Origin of the sequence: uncultured Mailhella sp., assembly GCF_944324575.1 — a bacterium.
Taxonomy (GTDB): domain Bacteria; phylum Desulfobacterota; class Desulfovibrionia; order Desulfovibrionales; family Desulfovibrionaceae; genus Mailhella.
This window is the reverse complement of sequence record NZ_CALUWV010000174.1, coordinates 19,853-42,388: the sequence shown is the minus strand read 5'-3', so window position 1 is coordinate 42,388 and position 22,536 is coordinate 19,853. Positions and strand designations below refer to the sequence as shown.

Annotated in this window: 17 protein-coding genes; 5 read left to right on the top strand and 12 right to left on the bottom strand. The window is 51.1% G+C overall.

Annotated features, from left to right (window positions below):
- Positions 1–669: 669 nt before the first annotated feature.
- From Q0J81_RS11990 to Q0J81_RS11980, 3 genes are all read right to left on the bottom strand, one after another.
- Positions 670–1,908: an MFS transporter gene (locus Q0J81_RS11990; RefSeq protein WP_294448155.1), complete on the bottom strand. Its 1,239-nt coding sequence runs from the start codon at positions 1,906–1,908 to the stop codon at positions 670–672.
- 203 nt (positions 1,909–2,111) lie between these two features.
- Complete coding sequence (locus Q0J81_RS11985; RefSeq protein ID WP_294448154.1) at positions 2,112–3,509, bottom strand: aryl-sulfate sulfotransferase; 1,398 nt, start codon at positions 3,507–3,509, stop codon at positions 2,112–2,114.
- Positions 3,510–3,595: 86 nt separating this feature from the next.
- Entirely contained in the window at positions 3,596–5,533 is a 1,938-nt protein-coding gene (locus tag Q0J81_RS11980; protein ID WP_294448153.1) for a TRAP transporter fused permease subunit, read from the bottom strand.
- Positions 5,534–5,815: 282 nt separating this feature from the next.
- On the opposite strand from Q0J81_RS11980, the gene Q0J81_RS11975 reads away from it, so the two are divergent.
- Together Q0J81_RS11975 and Q0J81_RS11970 are read left to right on the top strand one after the other, a co-directional pair.
- Positions 5,816–6,565: a GntR family transcriptional regulator gene (locus tag Q0J81_RS11975; protein WP_294448152.1), complete on the top strand. Its 750-nt coding sequence runs from the start codon at positions 5,816–5,818 to the stop codon at positions 6,563–6,565.
- Positions 6,566–6,636: 71 nt separating this feature from the next.
- Positions 6,637–7,713 (top strand): TAXI family TRAP transporter solute-binding subunit, encoded by a 1,077-nt coding sequence (locus tag Q0J81_RS11970; RefSeq protein ID WP_294448151.1) that lies wholly within the window; start codon positions 6,637–6,639, stop codon positions 7,711–7,713.
- A 134-nt stretch (positions 7,714–7,847) separates the two neighbouring features.
- Here the strand turns inward: Q0J81_RS11970 and Q0J81_RS11965 are convergent, their stop codons facing one another.
- Positions 7,848–9,221, bottom strand: coding sequence for an SLC13 family permease (locus Q0J81_RS11965; protein ID WP_294448150.1), 1,374 nt, complete (start codon positions 9,219–9,221; stop codon positions 7,848–7,850).
- Between the two features lie 360 nt (positions 9,222–9,581).
- Between Q0J81_RS11965 and Q0J81_RS11960 the strand changes: the two genes are divergently transcribed.
- Positions 9,582–10,547, top strand: coding sequence for a hypothetical protein (locus tag Q0J81_RS11960; protein ID WP_294448149.1), 966 nt, complete (start codon positions 9,582–9,584; stop codon positions 10,545–10,547).
- A gap of 149 nt (positions 10,548–10,696) precedes the next feature.
- A complete protein-coding gene (locus Q0J81_RS11955; RefSeq protein WP_294448148.1) occupies positions 10,697–11,836 on the top strand; it encodes an XRE family transcriptional regulator in 1,140 nt (379 codons plus the stop codon).
- 178 nt (positions 11,837–12,014) lie between these two features.
- Here the strand turns inward: Q0J81_RS11955 and Q0J81_RS11950 are convergent, their stop codons facing one another.
- From Q0J81_RS11950 to Q0J81_RS11915, 8 genes are all read right to left on the bottom strand, one after another.
- Positions 12,015–12,677 (bottom strand): GntR family transcriptional regulator, encoded by a 663-nt coding sequence (locus Q0J81_RS11950; protein ID WP_294448147.1) that lies wholly within the window; start codon positions 12,675–12,677, stop codon positions 12,015–12,017.
- Between the two features lie 126 nt (positions 12,678–12,803).
- A complete protein-coding gene (locus Q0J81_RS11945) occupies positions 12,804–13,805 on the bottom strand; it encodes a D-cysteine desulfhydrase (protein ID WP_294448146.1) in 1,002 nt (333 codons plus the stop codon).
- Between the two features lie 20 nt (positions 13,806–13,825).
- Complete coding sequence (locus tag Q0J81_RS11940; protein ID WP_294448145.1) at positions 13,826–14,623, bottom strand: amino acid racemase; 798 nt, start codon at positions 14,621–14,623, stop codon at positions 13,826–13,828.
- Positions 14,624–14,648: 25 nt separating this feature from the next.
- Positions 14,649–15,866 (bottom strand): dicarboxylate/amino acid:cation symporter, encoded by a 1,218-nt coding sequence (locus tag Q0J81_RS11935; RefSeq protein WP_294448144.1) that lies wholly within the window; start codon positions 15,864–15,866, stop codon positions 14,649–14,651.
- Positions 15,867–16,040: 174 nt separating this feature from the next.
- Entirely contained in the window at positions 16,041–16,421 is a 381-nt protein-coding gene (locus tag Q0J81_RS11930; protein WP_294448143.1) for a RidA family protein, read from the bottom strand.
- A gap of 239 nt (positions 16,422–16,660) precedes the next feature.
- On the bottom strand, positions 16,661–18,358 hold the full coding sequence (gene ggt, locus Q0J81_RS11925; RefSeq protein WP_294448141.1) for a gamma-glutamyltransferase: 1,698 nt from the start codon (positions 18,356–18,358) through the stop codon (positions 16,661–16,663).
- Positions 18,359–18,566: 208 nt separating this feature from the next.
- Complete coding sequence (locus tag Q0J81_RS11920) at positions 18,567–20,189, bottom strand: DEAD/DEAH box helicase (RefSeq protein ID WP_294448140.1); 1,623 nt, start codon at positions 20,187–20,189, stop codon at positions 18,567–18,569.
- Positions 20,190–20,197: 8 nt separating this feature from the next.
- Positions 20,198–20,545 carry a hypothetical protein gene (locus tag Q0J81_RS11915; RefSeq protein WP_294448139.1) on the bottom strand — a complete coding sequence of 116 codons (348 nt, stop codon included), beginning with the start codon at positions 20,543–20,545 and terminating at the stop codon, positions 20,198–20,200.
- A 230-nt stretch (positions 20,546–20,775) separates the two neighbouring features.
- On the opposite strand from Q0J81_RS11915, the gene Q0J81_RS11910 reads away from it, so the two are divergent.
- The gene (locus tag Q0J81_RS11910) at positions 20,776–22,482 is read left to right on the top strand and encodes a hypothetical protein (RefSeq protein ID WP_294448137.1); all 1,707 of its coding nucleotides are present in this window, start codon (positions 20,776–20,778) and stop codon (positions 22,480–22,482) included.
- The last annotated feature ends 54 nt before the right edge of the window (positions 22,483–22,536 follow it).

The following is a 22,536-nucleotide window of genomic DNA, read 5'->3' as shown; positions in this document are numbered from 1 at the left end:
AGTTCTTTCATGGCATCCTCCCTATGCCGACAATAAGAACTTCTTACCCTTTTGGCAACTAATGAGTCCTGAGCCTAATGCCCCGGTGAAGAACCTTATTGAGGTTTCGGCAAGCAAATGCTGGGGTGAACTGAAAGTGTAGCTTTTCAGAAAAAGAGGGGTGAGGAGACTGGATTTCTCATCCCTCTTTTTTTGAATAACAAATGCTCCCAGAGGTGATCCTATGCTCAAAAAATTCGTAACATCGTAACAAATGAAGGTGAAGCCCCGGCCGTCAGCAGGAGAGAGAGTTACGAAAACAATTTTTCATCTCGTAACATTTCGTAACAGCGTAACAGATTTTATCGGTCTTGAGAGAATGTTCCCTCAAGGGGGGAAAGAGATTTTAAGCAAACTGCGGAGTTACTATTCCTGCATGGGCTGTTAGCATTAAGGCGAGCAAAATTGCGAACATCGCACAAGAAGCTAACCACCTGGTATTCTGCTGATATTGCTGTCTTATTCTGCATCACCTTATTTATTTCCACCCGATAAGTGGGGGGGGTTCTGTTTCGGTCGCTTCCGCTCCCTCAGATGTCTGAAGCCCCCCTTTGAATCAGGTTGAGCAGGGCGTGCTGAGTGCTTAGGATCCGAGAGAAGCCGGAAGATTACAGATGATGGACTGGAGTCTCAGAGAGCCTGTTTCTCGTTCATAGATAGGGCGGCTAGCAGCGCTGCTGCTGCAGATAGGCAGAAAAACAGGAAAACAGGTTGAAAGGTCTCGGCTGTAGGAAGAAGCCCCTCCTGTCCTGTGTCTAGCAGCCAGCCGACCAGAGGCTGATATAATGCCGAAAGCAGCATCGGCATGGCATACAGAAGACCCGTGGCAGTTCCAGAAATGGCAAGAGGATAAAGTTCCTTGACGGTGGTAAAGTATAGTCCTGGAGGTGCTGTACAGACAAAGGAGAATATTCCGAACCAGAGAGATATTTCCAGTCCTGACCAGCTTCCGTTGCGTAATATTGCCCAGATCAGGGTGAGCAGTGTTATTGCAGCTATGGCAACAACCATACTTTTTCGTGAAGCTACCTTGCGTGCGATGGATGCAAAGCAGATGGGGGCTGCAGCGCTGAGAAGCCCGCTGGCACTGATAACCGTTCCCATAGTAGTATGGCTTAATCCACCAACTTCAGTAAGGTATACGCCCGCCCACAGACCGGCAAAGCTGAAAAAAATCGGTGTGGTGAGCATGAAAGTGAAAGCAACGGACCAGAAGTTTCTTTTTGAGAGTATCAGACTTATGGTTTTTATATGGCCCGTCGGATGCAGTGTGTTTTCGTTTTTTTCCGTATTGTCTTTTTGCTGCTGAGAGAAACCCAGGTCCTGAGGAGTATCACGCACAAACAGCCATACTCCAACTCCGGCCAGCAGAGTAAGTCCGGCTATACCGGTAAAGCTGTTTCGCCAGCCGACAGCAGAACAGAGCAGAGCTAGAGGCGTTCCTGCCAACAGAACACCTGCCCCAGTGGCTATGGCAAGTAGTGTAGATGCTGCCAGAATGAAGTCTTTTGGGGTAAACCATCGAGCCAGGGCCTTGTTTGCAGGCACCAGAACAAGAGCAAGTCCGAACCCTACGCTCATTCTGCTGAGAAAAGCTCCCGTTACGCTTTCAGACATGGAGAATACAGCACAGCTCAGTGCTGCCATAACAAGGGCAATGGTTACAAGTTTTCGTGTTCCCAGCTTGTCGGTAAGTATTCCGCATGGCGCCTGCATAAAGGCATAAGGATAGAAGTATGCCGAAGCAAGCAGGCCCATGATTGCCGATGAGGATTGAAAGTCTCGCATAATTTCCGTTGCAACTACGGCAGGGCTCATGCGATGCAGAAAGGCCAGCGCGTAGGCGAGCGTCAGAAAACAGAAGATCATAGTCCTGTGAAAGGAATAGGATCCATATAAGGAAGGGCGGTGACACATGGCTGTTCCTTCAATTAAATTATATTTTGGGAAGTTGGTTACGGCTTTCTGTTCTCAACTCCATGGGAGAAAATACGTTCCGATGCGAGTAATGCAGTTCCCGGAGAGTTCGGAATGATCTCCCCGGGAACGTATATCCTAACGATTATACTAGGCTATGCCTGAGCCGGAGTTGTGGGACCTGTTTCCATTTTTCCGGGAGCGGTGTAGAAGTCCAGATCCACATCGCTGGCAGGCTGGCATCCTTCCAGCGTAAGCAGCGCATTTGGCATGGGCGTTACGGCTTTTTCCGAAGGCTCTGGTAGACATCCCTGCGGAGCCCATTCATAGGGATAGCGGTGAGCTCTGAAAAGAAATCCTGCTGGATCCACGTACTCCCATACTATTTCACCTTCTCTCGTAACTTCAAAAAGTCTTCCGCTGGTAGCTTCGCAGATAAGCGTATTACCGTTGGGCAGGCGCTGCATGCCGGAACATATGCAGCTGAAGAACTGAGTACGTGTTGCAGCCTGATAGTCTCGCAGGTCGTTGTAACTCCAGACGATTTCCAAGGTGATGGGGTTGATTTCCAGAACTCGGGAAAAGTGACGGCAGGCCGAGTATGCTCCCGAGAATGACGAGGGAGATGAATCGCCGAATCCTGCCATACCGCCATTATCGAAGATGAGAATGTTACCTTCTCCCGGCAAACCTCGAGGAATCATGTGGACATGATGCTGTCCTATGATGGTGCGCAGATGGCGTAGTTCGGGTGTATTATAATCCGGACCTATACGCCATACAATTTTTCCGGTTGCACGTTCGATGATAAAGGAATTGTTCAGCATTCTGCTGTCGGTAATGATGTTGTCGGGATGGAAGCGGGTATCGCCGGTATCATACCATTTATTGGGTCCCAGTCGGGCACAGTTGTTCAGATAGACGTCCTTGGCATATCCCATGGATGGCATATACCCCGGAAGTCGATAAAAGGCATTGCGTGCCGTTTCCGAAATGCCGAGTTCTTCCCAGTGATCGGTAAGCTGCCAGGCCCAGACTTCGTTTCCTTCGGCATCTACTTCAACAAGCCGGGAGTCTGCCAGCGGTACCGGACTCAGATCGGGACGATGTACGTTTCTGGTTGAGTTAATAAGCATGCCGCCGTGCAGCAGGGGGGCCTGTCCGGGAGCATAATATCCTACGGGATTTCCTTCTCTCTGAAAGTCATGGTGCGCTCGTGCCGTGTGTATGCGCTTGCCCTCAACGTCAAGCTCCTCCAGACTGTCGATACATTGTTCGCGATGGTTTTCCCAGTCATGCATGATGATATCGTACATATCATGTCTGTGTCCTCGGTTAGGTCCGGATGTTCCCAGAATATGTCCTCCGGGAAGGAGCTTGTTGTCATAGCAACCGAATACTCCCGGCCAGGTATGAACAACATGGCCGTTCATGTCGATAAGTCGGGCGCCCTTGGCGGTGCTGAAGGAAGAGGCAGGAAGCAGGGTATAGCCTCCCCAGCATTTTTCGGGTTTATAGAGGGTGACGCCGGTGAGATGTATGCTTGACGGCATGTGATCCTCCTTGAGGAGACTAGAGTGTTATTCACCTGTCATGTTTTATATGGCAGGCGGTACAGCTTTCGGTTCGGGAAAGTTTATTAAAGGTGCTGGGTTCTGGACTTTGCCATATATTCACTGATGAGGATAAACAGCGCGAGCACAAGGCCGCTTCCGTCTTGAATCAGACCGGAGACAGGGTTGGAGAAGTCCGTTGCAGTAAGAAGCAGTAGGGCTGCAGGTACGGACAGAATACGCTTCCAGACGGGAACCGGTCGAACGAAGTAACCTACGAGAGCACAGCCGAGCATTAGACATCCTAAGGCTGCGGAAAGAAAAGCCCAGATGATCTCCAGCGCCGGCCCTTCCAGGAAGAAGGCTTGGGAATATACGAAGAGGAAAGGAGTAGGATAGGCCAGAATGCCGATACGCATGGCGGACATGGCGGTAGTGAGAGGTGGAGCCTTGGCTATTGCCGCAGCAGCATAGGATGCCACGCAGATGGGGGGGGTAAACTGAGAAACCGTGCCGAAGTATTGAATGAAAAGATGGGCGGCAAGTAGCGGTACTCCAAGAGAGACCAGGGACGGAGCCATAAGTACTCCTAGCAGAATATAGACGGCTACCGTGGGCATTCCCATACCGAGGATAATGCTGGCCCCAGCTACAATGCACAATACAAGGAACAGATTGTCACCCGCCACGTCGGAAAGAAACATGGGGAGCACAAAGCCGAGTCCGCAAAGATTGATGACACCGATGACGAAGCCCGCCATGCAAACAATTGCAGTCATGGCAATCATGGATCGACCGGTATCTTCCAGCGAGTTGATTATCCAACCGGCACTACTTCGGGTTTCTTTGTTGAACAGCGCGGCGACAAGGGCTGCCGCTATTCCTATAAAGGCGGATTTGTCGGGGGCCATGTTCAGTATAAACAGGGCGAATATCATGGCGCAAAGAGGGATCAGAAACAGGTAGGCCCTGTTCATAGTCTGACGCAGTTTTGGCAATTCTTCCTTTGGCAGGCCCTTCATTCCGGCCTTACCTGCTTCCAGATCTACCTGAATGAACACACCAAGGTAATAGAGAATGGCCGGAATAATAGAGGCTATGGCTACTGTGGCATAGGGCAGTCCGGTAAACTCTGCGATGACGAAGGCTGCCGCACCCATGATGGGAGGCGTGAGAGCTCCGCCAGTGGAGGCAACGGCTTCTACGGCACCGGCGATATGTGCCGGGTAACCGACTCTTTTCATAAGCGGGATGGTGAATACGCCAGTACTGGCAACGTTAGCCGCAGCGCTTCCTGTAAGCATGCCGAAGAAGCAGGATGCCAGAATGGCCATTTTGGCTGGCCCCCCACGATAACGCCCGAATGCTGCCATGGCCAGATCACTCAGAAAAGCGCCGCCGCCAATGGCAAACAGGATGTTCCCGAAGAGGATGAACGACATGACGACTACGGCCGCAACACCCAGAGTCGTGCCGAAAAGCGCGTTGGCATCCAGGTACAGGAAGGTAACCAGGTCCGGCCAGGGCGTAGCAGGGGCGTTGAACAGCCCTGGCGCGTAGTCTGTGAACCTGGCATAGAGAAGGAAAAATATTCCGACACAAAAGAGCAGTGGTCCGCCTGTGCGGCGTATGCCCTCAAGAACCAGCAGAACGGTCATGGCTCCCATGAAAATGCGTTCTGAACTCATGTTGCCGAGCGTGCGGAGAATATCTGGATAGTAGAAGGCTATGTAAAGGCCGCTCACTAGCGAAGACAGGGCAAGAATGTGATCGTACCAGGGAATATGATTCTGCGGAGATTTCGATGAGGCTGGAAAAAGCCAGAACAGAGACATGAAGATAAGCGCAAAGAACAAACCGTAGTACTGCTCACGCAGAATGGCCATGCCCAGATACGACGGCGTGTCCATGATAAAGAAAGCACCAATGACAGGGATGGCTCCCAGCACCAGACGCGAAATCTTTGCGGACCAGCCGGAAAGATGTCTGCGACCGCCTTCAGCGGTTTCGTTTTCTGTACTCATGGGTTCCTCACTTGAGTATTACTTAGTTAACTAATTAACTAGTTGATTATAAAATTGAAAGGTTTCTGTCAAGCTCCATGGAATACTTTTCTTCTTTCCTGGAGTGTTTTTAAGAAATATTTTTTTAATTAATTGTTTTTATTTATTTATTTTACCATATTTTCTTTTGGGTAAGCTATGATAACATAAAAAATTAATTTTAAGGAGATACAAGTTGCCTCTTGACCTTGTGTAGTTAATTATATAATTAACTAATTAACTGTTTATCCGTGGAGAAGAGTCATGCTAGAGTCTCTGAAACTTACCGAAGGCATTCCCGAATATCTGCAGATTCAGATGGCCATTCAAACGCAGATAGAGGAAGGCATTTTGACACTGGGAGAAAGGCTTCCCAGTGACAAGGTGTTGGCCAATGCGTATGGTGTAAGTATAGGTACTGTCATAAAAAGTATTTCCAATCTGGCGGCACAGGGCTTTGTTGCCCGGGTTCAGGGAAAGGGAACGTTTGTTACGAATACCGGATCCAGTCCTCAGACCGGTCGTTTTTATTGCCGCAGAACAGGATTTATGCCCGATGATCAGGAACTGAGTGTGGATACGCGTTTTGAGGCCATCATATTTCATGAAGACTTTAATACTCTTTTTCCTGGGCGTCCCTACTTCGGTACAGATCCGGCTCCTGTCTATGAACTCCGCCGACGGGTAGAAATGAACAATATCATATATTCACGGCATATTTGCTATATTTCATCGATTATTTGCCCAAAGCTTGAGAATCTGGATCTTCAGGAGTTCGAATCTCACTCTTTGCATCGTATTTTTCGCGAGAGGTACGGCATTACCACCACCAGAGTGAAGGAGATGAGTAGTGTCGGTTTTCCGAATGATGATGTTGCCTCTCTATGGGAAGGAGAAATTGTTGAGCCATATCTTTGTGTGCAATCCTTAGACTATAGTGGAAAAGGACGTCCTCATATTTTTCGAATAGCAGCCCTTTTTCATAATAGCTATAAGCTGTACCGCGAATTCTGACGCTGTCTGTAGTAAGGCGGCGTACAGAAGTCGGCTTTTATGAACCAAGCATCTGTCTATGGAGGTTTTTTATGATGAGAGCATCCTGGAAAGCAGCATGTATTGCAGCTCTTATGAGCGGTCTGGTTCTGGCCTCGTCTGGCCTTGCCGCAGAGAACAAGCTTCCCAAACGCCTCACCATGGCATCTCTTGCCATTGGTACTAGCAATAATGCTATGGCAAACGCTCTGGCGAAAGTAGCAACGGAATACAGCGGTATGCTTGTTGTTACCCGTCCGGCCAGCAGCGCCAGCTTCTGGATAAAGACGACCAACGACAAGGGCTCTCCTGAAATCGGCTTTGCCCATGTTCTTGATGTATGGTGGGCATTCAGTGGCAAGCTTGCCCCGTATCCGATTCCCGATTCCCCCTACGGTGAAGTCCCCTTTTACGATGAGTCACGTAACCTTCGTCTTTTGGTGGCAGGCCCTCGTATGTGGGTCGGTGTGCTGGCTCCGAAGGATAAGCCGTGGAAAAGTTTGACTGATGCAAAAGGTGCGCGACTTGCGGGCGGCTTTACGGCGCATCCTGGAGGATATGCCGGACTCGTAGGAGCACTTGCTCTGGAAAATCTGAGCGAGACTAAGGATTTCACCATGGTTCCTGTGCCGACTGCCAACGCTGGAACGACGGCTATGTCTGAAGGGCGTGTTGAACTTGCCATGCAGACGGTCGGTAATGCACTGGTCTCCGAAGTGAATTCCCGCACTCCTGTTCATTTTCTTGATGTGCCTCATGACGAAGCAAGCCTTAATCGACTGCACAGCGTGTTTCCCGGCAGCGAGGTCAAACTCTATACGGGACGAGCCCCTGGTGTGGAAAAAGATACATGGCTTATTTCATATCCGATGGCGGTTACGGCTTCTACGCACATGTCCGATGACGTTGCATACGCTCTTGTGAAGTCCTGGTGGGAGCACTATGAAGATACATGGAATATTCATGTGTCGTGCAAGGGGTGGGGCAAAGATCAGTTTGTGCTTCCCAATACGACGATTCCCTATCATCCAGGTGCAATTCGTTTCTTTAAGGAAAAGGGAGTTTGGACTGATGAGATGAGTGCGTATCAGGAGGAACTTCTGGAGGGAAAGTATCCTTTTCTGAAGTAAATATAAAAATATATTTACGTTCACTGAGAAGAGGATCGGCTGTGAAAAGTCGATCCTCTTTTTCATATAAATTTAGAGACAGCCCCTAGGCTCAGAGACAATCCTCTCAGCTAGTCAAGAGACACTATCATATATCAGATGAGTTCAACAGCGTCACCTAAGAGCAAAATCAGCCCGCATACGGCTCCAACCCAGCAAATTGCTATGAATATACCGGGCTTTAGCATCTCTACCATCCGATAGTATCCTGCCTGATATGTTAAAAGCACGATGGGATCCAGTGGCAGAAGAACGGCTGCTGCAGTGCTGAACCCCATAGAGATGATCAGGAGTGTGGGATCGATATTCATGCTTCCTGCTAAAGATGCCAGCACGGGTAACAGTACAGCAATGATACCTGGGCCGCTTGGAATCAGTAGATGGATGAATATCGTGAATACACAAATGGCAATGATGACTACAGGAATAGGCCATGACACGAAGCCTCCGAGGCAGGAATTCGCAAGCCATTTGGCTCCGCCAAGTTCCCAAATGACCATACCCAGAGCATTTGCACAGCCAGTGACCATGATAACATCCCACCCGATGCTATTCTTATCATTCTTCCACTCAATGAGTCCGAAATACGGAATACTATAAAGAGCGCAACCTATAACGGAAACCGCTGGCAAGGGAATGCCATGGAGCTTGTCAGTGCTCCAAAAAATCAAGTTTATCAGCAAGATGCCAAGGAAGCTCTTTTCCTTGCGACTCATAGAGCCGAGTTCGCGGTATTCGCGTTCAAGTTTATCAAGGCCATGGAGGACTTCCATTTCCGGTGGAAAAGCCTTGATCAGGAAGAAATACGACAGTGGTATCAGAACTAGCACCATTGGAATGCCGATGGCGCACCACTGAAAGAAGCTGATATGTTTACCCACAGTGCTTCCAAGAAGACCAATCACCATGACATTCGGCGAACCACCAGCCGGAGTACCGATACCGCCGATAAGCGATGCAATGGCGATACCAAGAGTGAGAGCCTTGCCAAAGGCACTACACCCAGGAAGACATTCGTTTTCCTTGAGCAGCATAAGGGCGACGGGAAGCATCATTGCCACCACTGGAAGATCCGCTATTACTGTGGACAGAAGACCGCATGCAGCCATTGTCAGAAATAGGAGTGTCTTGGGATTGCCTTTAGATTTCAGGCTGAGCCAGCAGACCAGTCTGTGACTCAGACTTGAATTTGTGAAGGCAATGCTGGTGACAAACATTGCAAAAAGGAAAAATAAGATTGATGTCGCGAAATACCCCATTACCTTGTCAAGAGGCATGATTCCGAAGATGGCAGGCAACACGGTAAACAGTATAGCGGAGACGGAGAATGGAAGAATTTCAAAAATCCAAGAAAGCACGGCGGAGACCATAACGCCGATAGCTTTCTGCGCTGTCGGTGTAAGCCCTTCAGAGGTAGGGAAATAGGCTATCAGAAGATATACTGCAATAAGTATGCCCGCGAGGATCATGTACATCCCCCGCAAACCACGGTTTCCGGCAACGCAGGGACGGCTACGAAACTAGCCACGGCTCGAACTATTTCCCTGTCCGGCGACGTGACGGGCTCCACGACTTTCGACGGCTCAGCGAATAAAAGCATAGCGGCTACTTTGGAAGCTTCCGGTGTAACAGCCGGTTCCTACGGTCCTTCAGCGAATGCTACACCTGCAGCCGGGGCTACCTTCTCTGTGCCGCAGGTAACGGTTGACTCCAAGGGTAGAGTGACGGCTGCATCCACCAGGACAGTAAAGATTCCTGCTGCGCCCACCTCTGTCTCTGGTAACTCGGGTACGGCTACGAAACTGGCCACGGCAAGGACGATTGATGGAGTGGACTTCAATGGAAGTGCGGCCATTACCCACTACGGCACCTGCTCTACGGCTGCCGGAACTGCGGCAAAGACCGTTGCCATTACCGGATTCAAGCTGGTTACCGGCGCTGTGGCCTTTGTGCGTTTCACAGTGACGAATACCGCCGCCAACCCCACGCTGAACATCAATGGCACCGGGGCAAAGGCCATACAGTACCGCAATGCGGCGATATCCGCCGGATATCTTGCGGCTAACAGAACCTATGTGTTTGTTTATGACGGCTCTTCCTACGAGCTGGTTGGTGACATCAACACCGACACGAACACCGACACCAAAGTCACCCAGACCGTCACATCGACGAATTCCACGTATCCCATCCTGTTTGGGGCCACGGCAAACAACACGGCGACGAAAACTGAAGGCGCTCGTTTCGCATCTGATGTGAAAATCAATCCCAGCACGGACAAGATATATTCCAAAGGTCTGGTAGGCGCTGTTACTGCTACCTCCTATGTTGCTGCTGCAAAGGCCGGTGGCAGCCTCCTGGATTCGGATAAGACTGACGGGGCGTATGCTCCGTTTATCCGATACAAGTCGACCAACGGTGTCTTTGTCCTGAACGGGTACAAAAATGCGCTGACCATCTCGTATCTCACGGATGCGAACGTTGAAGCCAGTACGAATACCGTGTCGGAATCTCTTCAGTTCAACGAGGCCGGTCAGCTTGTTTCTACAGGGGGGGTCAAGGGAGCCCTGTCTGGTAATGCCAGCACCGCAACAAAAGCCACTCAGGATGCTTCCGGCAATGTAATCACTTCGACATATGCTACGAAGACGGAGCTGAACACTGTAAAAACTACGGCAAATAACGCACTTCCCAAGTCCGGCGGAACCATGACGGGAAACCTAAACATGAACAGTAAGAATATCACCGGGCTGAATCATCTGCTGTTTTCCAACGGCGCGGAGTTGTGGATAGCGTAAGGGCTTGATGAAAGTATGGAAGGGGGCCACGGAAATGGCCTCCAATTATATCGATTTGGCATCCTCTTTTTTGAGCGGGTTAATAGAACTTCAAGTAAAGCCTAAAATAGTCTCTTGCCCGGCACAGCCAAAAACTTTAAACTCTTTCCATGCCTGACTTCATTCTGAAACTTTTCGACAAGCCCCTCATCACGTTCTCGGCCTCGGACTCCGGTGATCTTCCTGAAGTCCGCATCAAAAGCATGGACGAAGACGTGGCACGGCTGTCTCCCCTTGGCATGGAGCTCTCAGACGACGGCCTCGCACGCTGGCTCAGACACAGAAAAATACCGAAGAACAGAGCGTACATCCATTCGTTTCTGGCCAAGGCAGGCCTCTCTGCGAATGATACGATGTCCATCATCGAAATCAGCAAGGCTCTTTCACTCAACGACAGCTACTGGGTTGTGCCCGAAGGATTTGGAAAAAACTTCGCCCAGTGCAATCTCTTTGAGAACCGATTCAGTCAAATTCTTGCTTCCATAGCCTTTACCGGCTACGGAAGCTCAGTGCGCACCTCCGTGGCCTCAAGCCCAGAGTTCACGACGAACGGAATGCTGCAGAAATGCTGGCGGCGGCAGTCCGGCAAGATCTACCTGTACAAGGGCGGCACGGAAGGAGCATCGAATACCGGCAACGAGCCGTATTCTGAGTTTTATGCGTGGCAGATTGCACAGATTCTCGGTGTCACCGCCATTCCTTACACTTTGACCAAGTGGAAATCGCGCGTCTGCTCCAAGTGCGAATTGTTTACCGACAAGAGAACAGGTTTCGTACCCGTCGGAAACATCGTGAAAAGCGGAGGCATTCAAGCGATCATAGCTTACTATGAAAAGCTCGGCCCGAGCTACATGGCCGCCTTGGAGGACATGCTCGTCTTCGATGCCGTCATCGCCGATACCGATCGGCACTTTGGTAACTTTGGCTTTCTTCTGGACTCTGAGACCAACACCTTGAAAGGTCCGGCACCGCTCTTCGACCACGGCAATTCGTTGTTCAACTTCGCATCTTCAGCCGAAATGAAGAGCGAGGAGGAGTTCCTAGCCTTTGCCAATACACAGACACCTGTGAACTATGCCGACTTTTTCGCCATGGCAGAGCGGTTTCTGAAAGAAAGGCACCGCCAAGGTTTGAGACGCCTGCTGAATTTCAAACTGAAAAGGCATCCAAGATACAACCTGCCGCCCCGGAGGCTTGAGTTCGTGGAAAAAGCCGTTCGGCAAAGAGCCGTGAAACTGCTGGAGCTTTAACGGATCGTGAAAGCAAGTCGGCCATAAAAAAGGCCTCTGAATGAGGCCCTTGTTTTCAGCTATTTTTGCCGTTAGTCGGAAACAAACATGAACAGCTAGAATATCACCGGGCTGAATCATCTACTGTTTTCCAATGATGCGGAACTGTGGAAAGCATGAATCTAATATACGGAAGACTTCAGCGTACGCTATCTCGTACTTTTTCAGATAAGCGTTTTCCCACTTCCTCGTAGTGGGCACGAAGCGTTCTCTCGATCAATCCGGGCTCTTTCGATCGTACCGCGTCGGCGACCAGCATGTGCCTGTCATAGAATTCCTTGGGGGAAAAGAGTCTTTGCCACAGGGGATAATACAGAAATTTGGCAAGTGAGGAACATGATGTACGAGCAATTTCAACGAGTCTTTCATTGTCGCAGGCAGAAAGCAGCGTGAGGTGGAAGTTTTCATCCACTTCCGCGAAAGTATTGATGTGGGATTCGTAGTCGGCCTTGTCATTGAACTTCTCAACGGCCTTTTCAAAGTTTTCGTCTTCTTTTCGAGTCCACAGATGTATGGACTGGGCGACGCCGACTCCTTCAAGAACTCCGGCTATGATGTAACTGTCATAGATTTCCTTCGGACTCATTGAACGTATATATTTATGCTTTTGAGGCTCATAGCTGATGATTCCCTGTTGTCCGAGAATCAGCAACGCCTCCCGTATAGGAGATCGACTGACCTGAAGTTTTTTACAAATGGAGCTTTCCAGAACCGGATCTCCGGGACGAAGTTTACCGGATCGGACAAGATTACGGATGTACTCCGCTATCTTAAGGCTATAAGTCTCTCTAATTTTGTTCATGGCAGGCTCGATGACAAAGATTTCAAAGAGCATATTTTAGCTATTGTTGATATTGAATGCAAGCTCCCATAGACGACAAAAAGCCCCCATATCGTAGGATATGGGGGCTTTGCAAAATAGTTCAGACTACTTCATGAAAGTAGGCAGATAGGCATACAAGGCCGGAGATCCGCCGGTGTGCAGGAACAGCACGTTGGAACCTTCGGCGAAATGTCCCTTACGGACGAGGTCAATGAGACCGGCCATGGCCTTGCCGCTGTACACAGGGTCAAGCAGGATGGCTTCCGTCTGGGCAACCATCTTCACGGCTTCGACCATACCGGGGTTGGGTCTGGAATAACCGGGCTGATAGTAGTCGCCGTAGCAGACAACCTTTTCCTTGGGAAGCTGCACGCCTGCACCGATGTAATCCAGGGTTTCCTGGGCCAGCTTGTGCACGATGCCCTGCTGCACGTCGCCGGGACGGCTCACGTCGATGCCGGACATGGGGATGTCCATGTTGTTGCCGTAGAAGCCGGCGATCATGCCGGCGTGGGTGCCGGCGCTGCCGCTGGGCACGACCACGTGGTCGAAGTTCAGGCCCATTTCGAACATCTGCTGCATGATTTCCTGAGCGCAGGAAACGTAGCCGAGAGCGCCGATCTTGTTGGAAGCGCCGCCAGGCACGATGTAGGGCTTCTTGCCTTCAGCGCGGAGCTTTTCAGCAACCTTTTCCATTTCTTCCATCATGGGAGATCCGCCAGGCACGACGGTGATGCTCTTCACGCCGAGCAGATGATAGAGGAAGTTGTTGCCGGAAGCTTCGGGGTTGTAGCTGCCGGGCACGCGCTCTTCGAGCACCAGATGGCAGTCCAGGCCTTCATGCACGGCCCAGGCGAGAGTCAGACGGCAGTGGTTGGACTGCACGGCGCCGCAGGTGATGATGGTATCAGCACCCTGAGCCAGAGCGTCGGCAATGGAGAAGTCCAGCTTACGGGTCTTGTTGCCGCCGGCGCAGCCGGGGAGCAGGTCGTCACGCTTCATGTAGATGTTCACCTTGCCGCCAAGAGCCTTGGAGAAATTGGCAAGATATTCGATGGGGGTGGCTTCCTTCACATAACCGCGACGAGGGAACTTTGCGAGATTCATGGTAAACTCCTTTTACTCTCTCAGTTCATGCTATTTTTCAGTCTTTCCGGGCAACTGGTCCGGATCAGTTCCCGTGCGAGCACGCTGGTGGCGTCCACGACCGGGACTTCCAAAATGGAGGTTTCCGTGACGGCAACGGGAATTTCCGTGCAGCCAAGGAGAATAACCGATACCCGCTTTTTTTCAACAAGACCGCGAGCGGTGTCGAGAAGAATCCGGCGGGCCTTCGGAGAAACAGGATCGGAAAAGGCCTTAACCCCGAACTCCGGATCGCTGATGGCGCGCTGAACGAGAGCGCACTCATCGTCATCGGGGAGCACAGGCTCAAGTCCGGCCTTCTCGAGAGCATCCTGGTACAGCCGTGTCTGCAATGTGGCCACCGTGCCCATGAGGCCTATGCGGCCGCCGTTCGGACACAGCGTTTTCACATGTCGTACAGCGCTTTCGATGATGGATACGAAGGTCACATCGTCAGCAGCGCTGCGCAGGCGTTCCAGTGCCACATTGAGAATGCGGGGACTATGTGCCGTGTTGCAGGGCATGCCGATGACTTTTGCTCCGTTCCGGGCAAGCTGCACCATGATGCTCCCGATATCTTCGCCGGGATTCTCCTTCGTCTGCCCCAGAAGATAGGCGGGACGTTCCGGTATCCATCCCGGGAAGGAGTGGAGCATGATCGGCAGATGTTCCTGATCAGTGCTTGCCTTCGTCCAGCGGAATATTTTTCTGAGGAGGTCATACCCTGCATACGGACCGAGACCGCCGACGATGCCTATGGGCAATGGTGTCGGTTCATGATGAGCAACACGCTGAATCACAATGTCTTCCTCAATGCCGTAAAGCTTATGCTACGTTTTTGAATGTTTCCTTGTTCAGCAGATGAGAGCTGGACGCGACCGCCACAGCGGCGACTACGTCGCAGAAAACGTTCATGGGAGTACGAATCATGTCGGAGAAGCGGTCAACACCGGCCAGTATGGCGATGCCTTCGAGCGGGATGCCCACGGTGGGGAACACTATGGCAAGGGAGACAAGCGCACCGCCGGGCACGCTGGCCGTACCGAGGGTGGCCAGAGTGGACATGACCACGACACGGAACTGCGTGGAGAACGACGCGTCGAGATTGAAGAACTGGAACATGGTGACGCAGGCGACAGCCAGGTACAGAGCGAGACCGGCGCTGCTCAACGTCATGCCGAGGGGAAGAACCAGACGGGTCACTCGGGGATCCACACCATAGCGCTTTTCACAGTCTTCCATTTCCACGGCAAGGGCCACCGCACTGGAAGTCGTGCTGAAGGCAATCATGCCCATGCGGTAGAGCTTGCGGGTAAACGTGAGGGGAGAAATTCGGGCATATGCGCATACTCCTATCAGCATGCACATGTAGGTGACTATGGCGGCGATGAGCAGGGACAAAAGGAACTTGAGCAGCGGGATGACGACGGCAATGCCGACGACGCCGGTAACCCAGCCGAGCAGGGCGAAGACGCCGATGGGAGCAACTTTGAGAATGAGGTGCATCATGCCGAGAATGATGGCGTTGACGCTGCGGACCATCTCGAGTGCACGACTGCCTTCCTGAGTATTATTGGCCAGGCTGAGAGCGATGCCGCAGACCAGGGAGAAGGCGATGATCTGCACGGTGGAACCCTTGGCCATGCTGTCCACGATATTCTTGGGGAAGAACTCGGTGATGGCCTGTCCCCAGCTCATGACTTCGGAACCGCCTTTGTATTCCATTCCGGTGATGGCGGGAATGCCGACGCCGGGCTGAAGGAGGTTCACCATCACCAGGCCGCTGATGGAGGCAATGATCGTCGTGATGAAGAACGCCAGGAGCGTTTTTCCGCCGAGGACTCCGAGGTCCTGAGATTTCAGGGCTCCCACTGCCTCAATAACCGCACCGGCAAGCAGCACGGAGATGGACATCTGAATGAGGCGCAGGAAAATATCGCCGATAAATTTGATTTCTCCCATGACAGGTCCAAGCAGCAGTCCGCCCGCCAGGCCGCCGAGCATACCTATCATAACCCATGTCGTATCACTGAATTTTTTCATATGTCACCCGTTGCAAGTTGTTTATGGGAGGTACTTCGTCATTTCGCTTATATCACCTGGTTGCTCATCATTTCTTTGCCATGGCCGACTCCTTGGAAAATACCCTTGACGATGCCTGTCCGTCATCTTTTGGACAAGCAGATGACGTTCGGACGGACTTTGCTCCTTTAGGCTCTAGCAGGTTGCCGTTACCTCGATTTCCACCTGCCCGTTCATAGGCAACTGATGAACGGCGACACAGGAACGCGCGGGATAGGTTCCATCGAAGAACTTGGCGTATATTTCGTTCACAGAGGCGAAGTCGGCCATATCCACAAGATAAATCGTCGTTTTCACAATGTTCGCGGGTGTTGCTTCAATGGAGTCGAGAAGGGCCTTGATGTTTTTCAGAGACTGCTCGGCCTGGGCTTTCACGCCGCCTTCGGCGAGCTTTCCGGTGGAGGGGTCAATTCCCAGCTGACCGGAAAGGAAAGCCATATTTCCAGTGAGAATTCCCTGAGAGTAGGGGCCAATCGCGGCGGGTGCCGCAGTCGTGGAGATGACTTTTACGTCCATGGACCTATCCTTTGGTTGGAAGGTTAATAATAAAAACTTTCACAATCGAATGTCGACATTCTAACTTATCTTTATTTATTGTCAAGCTGGGGAGAACAGGCCTTGATTAATAAAAAGTAAGGGGCACCGGATCACCGGCACCCCTTTCCCGCGTGTCTATCAGAAAAAAGCGTTCGTTAGAATATGGACATGTCCGTTTCAGACACGGCCACATGAGACTCGTGGCATTCTAAAAATGATTACCAAGTAGCCACACATCCGTCTGTACGAGATTCCGTACCGCCTGCGAGGGTGCCGTCTTCCATGCGCCAGATAATTTCGCCTCGACCGAAGTCACCGGCCAGAGTATCATAGCTGATTTCGTGCCCCATGCGTTCCAGCTTGCGGAGATCCTCCACGGGGAAGTTGCCTTCCACCACGACCTTCTTGTCTTTGGTCCACTGCCAGCGGGGAGCATCAAGAGCCTGCTGGGGGTTCATGCCGAAGTCGATGCAGTTCATGAGAACCTGTACATGCCCCTGAGGCTGCATGAATCCACCCATGACGCCGAAGGGACCGACCGCTTTGCCGTCCTTGGTGACGAAGCCGGGGATGATGGTGTTGTAGGGACGCTTTTCAGGAGCCACGGCATTGGGATGCTTGGGATCAAGAGAGAAGCTGCATCCGCGGTTGTTCAGAGAAATGCCGGTGCCGGGCACCACCACGCCGGAACCGAAACCGCCGTAGTTGCTCTGAATGAAGGACACCATGTTGCCTTCGCCGTCGGCGGTGCACAGGTACACGGTACCGCTCTGTCTGAAGTCGCCGGCCACAGGCTGCTGAGCCTTGTCGGTGATGAGGGCACGTCTCTTTGCGGCGTAGTCGGTGGAGAGCATTTCCTTTACGGGAACTTTATTCACCCGGGGGTCGGCAACATACTTCAACGTGTCGGCAAACGCCAGCTTCATGGCTTCGATCTGTACATGGGAGGTTTCGGGGCCACGATGATCGAAGTGGTAACCATTAAGAATATTCAACGCCATGAGGGCAGTAATTCCCTGACCGTTCGGGGGCAGTTCCCATACGTCGTAGCCGTGGTAGTTGACGCTGAGAGGTTCCACCCATTCGGGATCCACGGCAGCGAGGTCTTCAGCAGTGATATAACCGCCGGTAGCCTTGGAGAACTCTACGATCTTCTTAGCTATTTCCCCGGTGTAAAAGGCTTCCGCATTGGTTTTTCCGATAAGCTCAAGGGTACGGGCATGATCGGGCAGATTCCAGAGTTCACCGGCCTTGGGCAGCTTGCCGTTTTTGGAGAAGGTGTCCTTCCAGCCCTGGAACTGGGGATCCTTCTGCGCGATATACATGGGGCCTCGCAGATTCCAGAACTGAGCAACCGTGGGCTGTACGGTAAAGCCGTCGCGGGCATAGCTTACCGCGGGAGCCAGAGATTCGGACAGCGGGAGTTTGCCGAACTTTTTAGCCAGTACCGCCCAGGTTTTCGGAGCGGCGGGGACGGTTACGGCTTTCCACCCGAGATTGGAAATCTTCTTTTCACCCTTGAATACATCGAGATTCATGGCCTTGGGGGAACGTCCGCTGCCGTTGATGCCGTACATTTTGCCGTTCACCCAGAGAATGGAGAAGTTGTCGCTGCCTATGCCGTTGCTGGTGGGCTCGACAACCGTCAGGGCCGCGGCCGTGGCAATGGCCGCGTCCACGGCATTGCCGCCTTTTTTCAGCACTTCAAGACCGGCCTGAGCGGCAAGAGGGTTGGAGGTTGCGACCATGCCCTTGGACCCGTACACGACATTTCTCTGAGCCGGATAGGGGTAGTAGTGGGAGTCGAAGGATCTGATGGGATCATCCGTGGCAGCGACAGCGGCTGAAGCTCCAAGGCATAGTGCTAGAGCAGCCGTCGTTAGAACTCCGTGTCTTTTTTTAATGAAAGATAGCATAGAACTCCTCCTCACTGTGCACTGGAATGTTGAACTCCGTGTGAATTCCGCCTGCTTTCCAGTGCGTATCTTGGCAGAAATCTCTGGGGAGAGTTGCGCATTTTTGGCGCGTTGACAAGTGTGTCTGCGAACCCCAGCAGTTCAAAAAATGTAAGTTCAGAACTACACCATTTCCATATCGTTGGGGGAATGAATCCGATGTCTAACATCAATGCTTTCTTCTGTCGCACTGGTCGCAGGAAAGGTTCTTCTGCATGAAAGTCTTTACATCCTCCTTATGCTTCAGCGCCATGATTATCTGCTCTTCTATGGTGTCGCAGGTAACGAAGTCAGTAACTACCGTGCATGCTTTCTGTCCGATGCGGTAGTTTCTGTCCATACTCTGAAGTCTGGCCTCCATGTCCATGCCGTAAGACCAGTATACGGTGTACTTTGCTGCGTTCAGAGTAATTCCTATGCCCTGCTTTTCTTGTCCGACAAAGGCGAGAATGTTCGTTTTCTCATAATTGAACTGTTCAACGCATCCTTTAGTTTCAGGAGTGACAAACGCAACCAGCATCTCTGCCAGAATTTTCTTTATGCGTTCAATCTCTGGAGCATACCATGCCCATACGATGAACTTTTCCTTGAGATCCTTTCTGTCCTGCACAAAGTGACGAAACGCCTCCTCTTTGGATGTATCGAATTCTACTACTGGGCACTTTTTTGGAACGTCAGGATTAACGCACTCCCGGCTTCCTGGCTGAATGCCATGTGCGAAACACTCTTCAATGTTCGGACATTCACCACAGTATGTTGTAGGATCAAAGTCTGCATACACGAAGCCACCGCACACCTGCTGGCACTTGTTCAGTTTTGTCAGAAGAGACGCCGTATACAGCGTGTTCCCTCGGGTTACGACCTTATCCCTCAGGACGATACTGTCATAGAGGTCGATCACCTCTGATGGCATGACGCAATACTGTGTCTCAAACAACCTTTCTGGAAGAGATAACCTCTCTCCTTCCCTTGTCTTCGTGATCATGTACGGGTCGGTAATCAGCTTCAGGTTCGCTATGTTCTTGTATCCTGCAATTACATGATGCCTACCTTTTTCAAATACAACATAGTTGTTGTTGAACTCCGTCGTGGACATTCCAAGAATATTACGCGACAGAATATTGCACGGCTCATGGATGTCAGTGGGTCTACCTACGCACAGTGTGCCGAAAAGGAGAAACACCTTCTTCTGTTCATGCGCCAGCCTTTCTATGACATTCGACCGCTGACTGCTTGTGGACAGGCATCGACTTGCTTCGTCGACTATGAGGATGTCGAATCCGAGCTTTTTCAGCATGGCTTCTGCGTTTTGTGCAGAGCGTTCCTTCGCAATCTCCTCTTCAGGAGCAAACCTGTTTGGAAGCTTTCTCAGAATGTTTCCTATTTCTATATTCGTAGCCTTGCCTGTTTTATAGGAAAAGAGCGTTTCCCGCTGCTCCTTGGTTATGACACCGTTGGCAGTCCACATGTCGGAGTACGCTGCTTTTCTGTCATCAGGCGTGTTTTCCCAGGCCCGTGCAAGAATAACCTGTGAAGGCAGAGTATTGCGCACGATGATGGTATCGAATGTCGTTACGACCATGTCCCATTCCGAGTTCTGAAGCGCGTTAAAGATGGCCATGCGCTTGTCCGGAGTTCCATAGAACGCGGCAATGTTCAGGTTCGTGTTCTCCTGCACCTCACGAATCCAGTTTGGAAGCACAATCTTGGGGCATACGACAAGCGTTTTGTGCGGGAGTCCTTCAAGTTTATGAATAAGCACGGCCATGTAGGACATGAACGTCTTACCCATGCCCTGTTCTATGGCGCGCACAGCCATCGGTCGCCGCATACCAGCTGCTCGATGACTTCTTCCTGATAGGGATACGGCTCCATGGCAAAGTACTCACGGTACTTTTTGATATGCCGCCTGTCTCCGATGGTTTTTTCCTTTTCTTCAATCTCCATGGCATGCGCCATGGCGCTGCTACTCATAATTTCGACTGTTCCTCCGATATTCTTCAGCGTCTGAGAATTGTACGGATACCAGTCGTCTATGTAGTATCTGTAGCCTTTCGCCGTAAGGCCATGAGGGATACCACGAAAATTTTGAAGATCAGAGCTGTCAAACCAGAACTGCCCGTGCAGCTCGTCGTATTCGAGAACCATGAAATACCTCCTGCGTTTTTCCGATATTGTCCGCCCGCAGATAAAACTTCAGACGTGTTCAACATATTCTTGTAACTGCGCAGAAGACTTTTCTTGAATTCCCGAAGGTTACAATCTTTAAGAAACTATGAGCGGAGGTTCACTTTATGCTTAATTCCCCTGTCATAAGCCCCATGCCCGGGCAGTCAGTCATGTCTCTCGGAAGATATCAGCGTCTGTACAACAACCCCATGTTCGACTACCTGTCGGAGATGCTGCCTCAGAACGTGAAGGACATGTTCAGGTGGTGCGAACTGGTGTACCACAGCATGCCAGTGATATCTAACGGCATTCGTAAGCTGGTAAATTATCCCGTTACCAATTTCAGCTTCAACGACGACTCAAAAACCGTGCGAGACGAGACCAGGAAGCTTGTAGAGCAACTTCACCTGCGCTCGGCCCTTCTTGACTTAGGCACAGACAGATATGTGTACGGCAACGGATTCAGAAGTCTGTACTTTCCGTTCAAAAGATTTCTTGAATGCTCGCGATGCCATAATAGAATAGCTATTTCCAACGCGAAATTTCGCATTAGAAAGAAGTTTATCGAGCTTAAATGCAGCTGCGGATGGAGTGCTCCTGCAAAAATAGTGGACGAAGCCTCCGACGACCTTAATAAAATACGAATCGTGCGCTGTGATCCTAAGCAGCTTGAGCTTATGCAGAACCCCATTACTGGCTCTACCACGTACTACTACACGCTTCCTCAATCTTACGTGCGAGCCGTGCGTCGCGGAGACCTTACTGTGCTCGAAGACAGCCCTGAAATTTTTGTACGGGCCGCGCTTGCTGGGAAAAACGTGGTAATGGGCAACAATTTCTTCCACAGCAAAACAACGACACTCTCCGGCTTTGCCAGCGGCTGGGGAATTTCCCCGCTTATGCCAACGCTGAAGACATACATGTATGTCTCCGTGCTTCGTAAGGCATCGGAAGCCATAGGTATGGAACACATCACCCCGCAGCGAATTTTGTTCCCGCAGAGCAACGGAACCAGCGATCCTTCTGTGATGGGATCCATGGAACGCTGGAAAATAGAAGTAAACAAGGCACTGGAGCGCTGGCGCATAGACCCGAACTATGTCATGACGGCCCCCTTCCCCACAGGTGTGACCAACATAGGCTCGCAGGGAAGAGCACTTTCACCAATCGACGAAATCAAGGATGCCAAGAATGAAATTGCACTTGCCCTTGACATTCCTCCGAACATTCTCATGGGCGACGCCACCATTCAGGCTTCAGCAGTAGGTTTGCGCATACTAGAAAATCAGCTTTCTCCTGTCACAGAAAGCCTGCAGGACTTCGCAAACTGGGTTATCGACATGATTAACGCCCAGTATGGACGAAGCTATTGCCACGCCAAGCTTATGCCTTTCCGTCTTGCCGACGACGTGATGAGCAAACAGCTCCTCCTTCAGGCCATGGGTCAGGCTGTTTCCAAGAGCACCGTGCAGGAAGCTCTCGCCCTTGATCCCGACAATGAGCGTGAGCGTCTTACCCAAGAAGCTCTCGACGATCGCGAACAGCAGAAGGAAATTGAGGACGAAATCAAGCGTCGTGAACAGAACACCGCTGCACAGGCTCTGGATGACGCCGAGGCAATGTCCTCCGGCGATATGCCTATGCATAATCAGCAGAAGATGATGCAGCTGGCTCAGCAGTATGTTACACAGCTCATGTCCATGCCGTATGAGCAGCGTAAGTCTGCTTTGGCCCAGCTGCAGAATCAGAGCTATATCATTGGGCAGTGGTGTCCAAACAGATGGAATCTGCAAGAGAGCAGATGCCTAAAAATGGGCCTGCACAGTAAATTTTCTTTTATACCCAATTTACCAAAAAATATCCTCTCTCCCGATTGGGTAAGAGGATATTTTTTGTTCCTCGTTGAAGCACATTAAAGCTCAACTTTCACATTTTTGTAGACAACCCAAAAAAGTTCTACTACTCTGAAT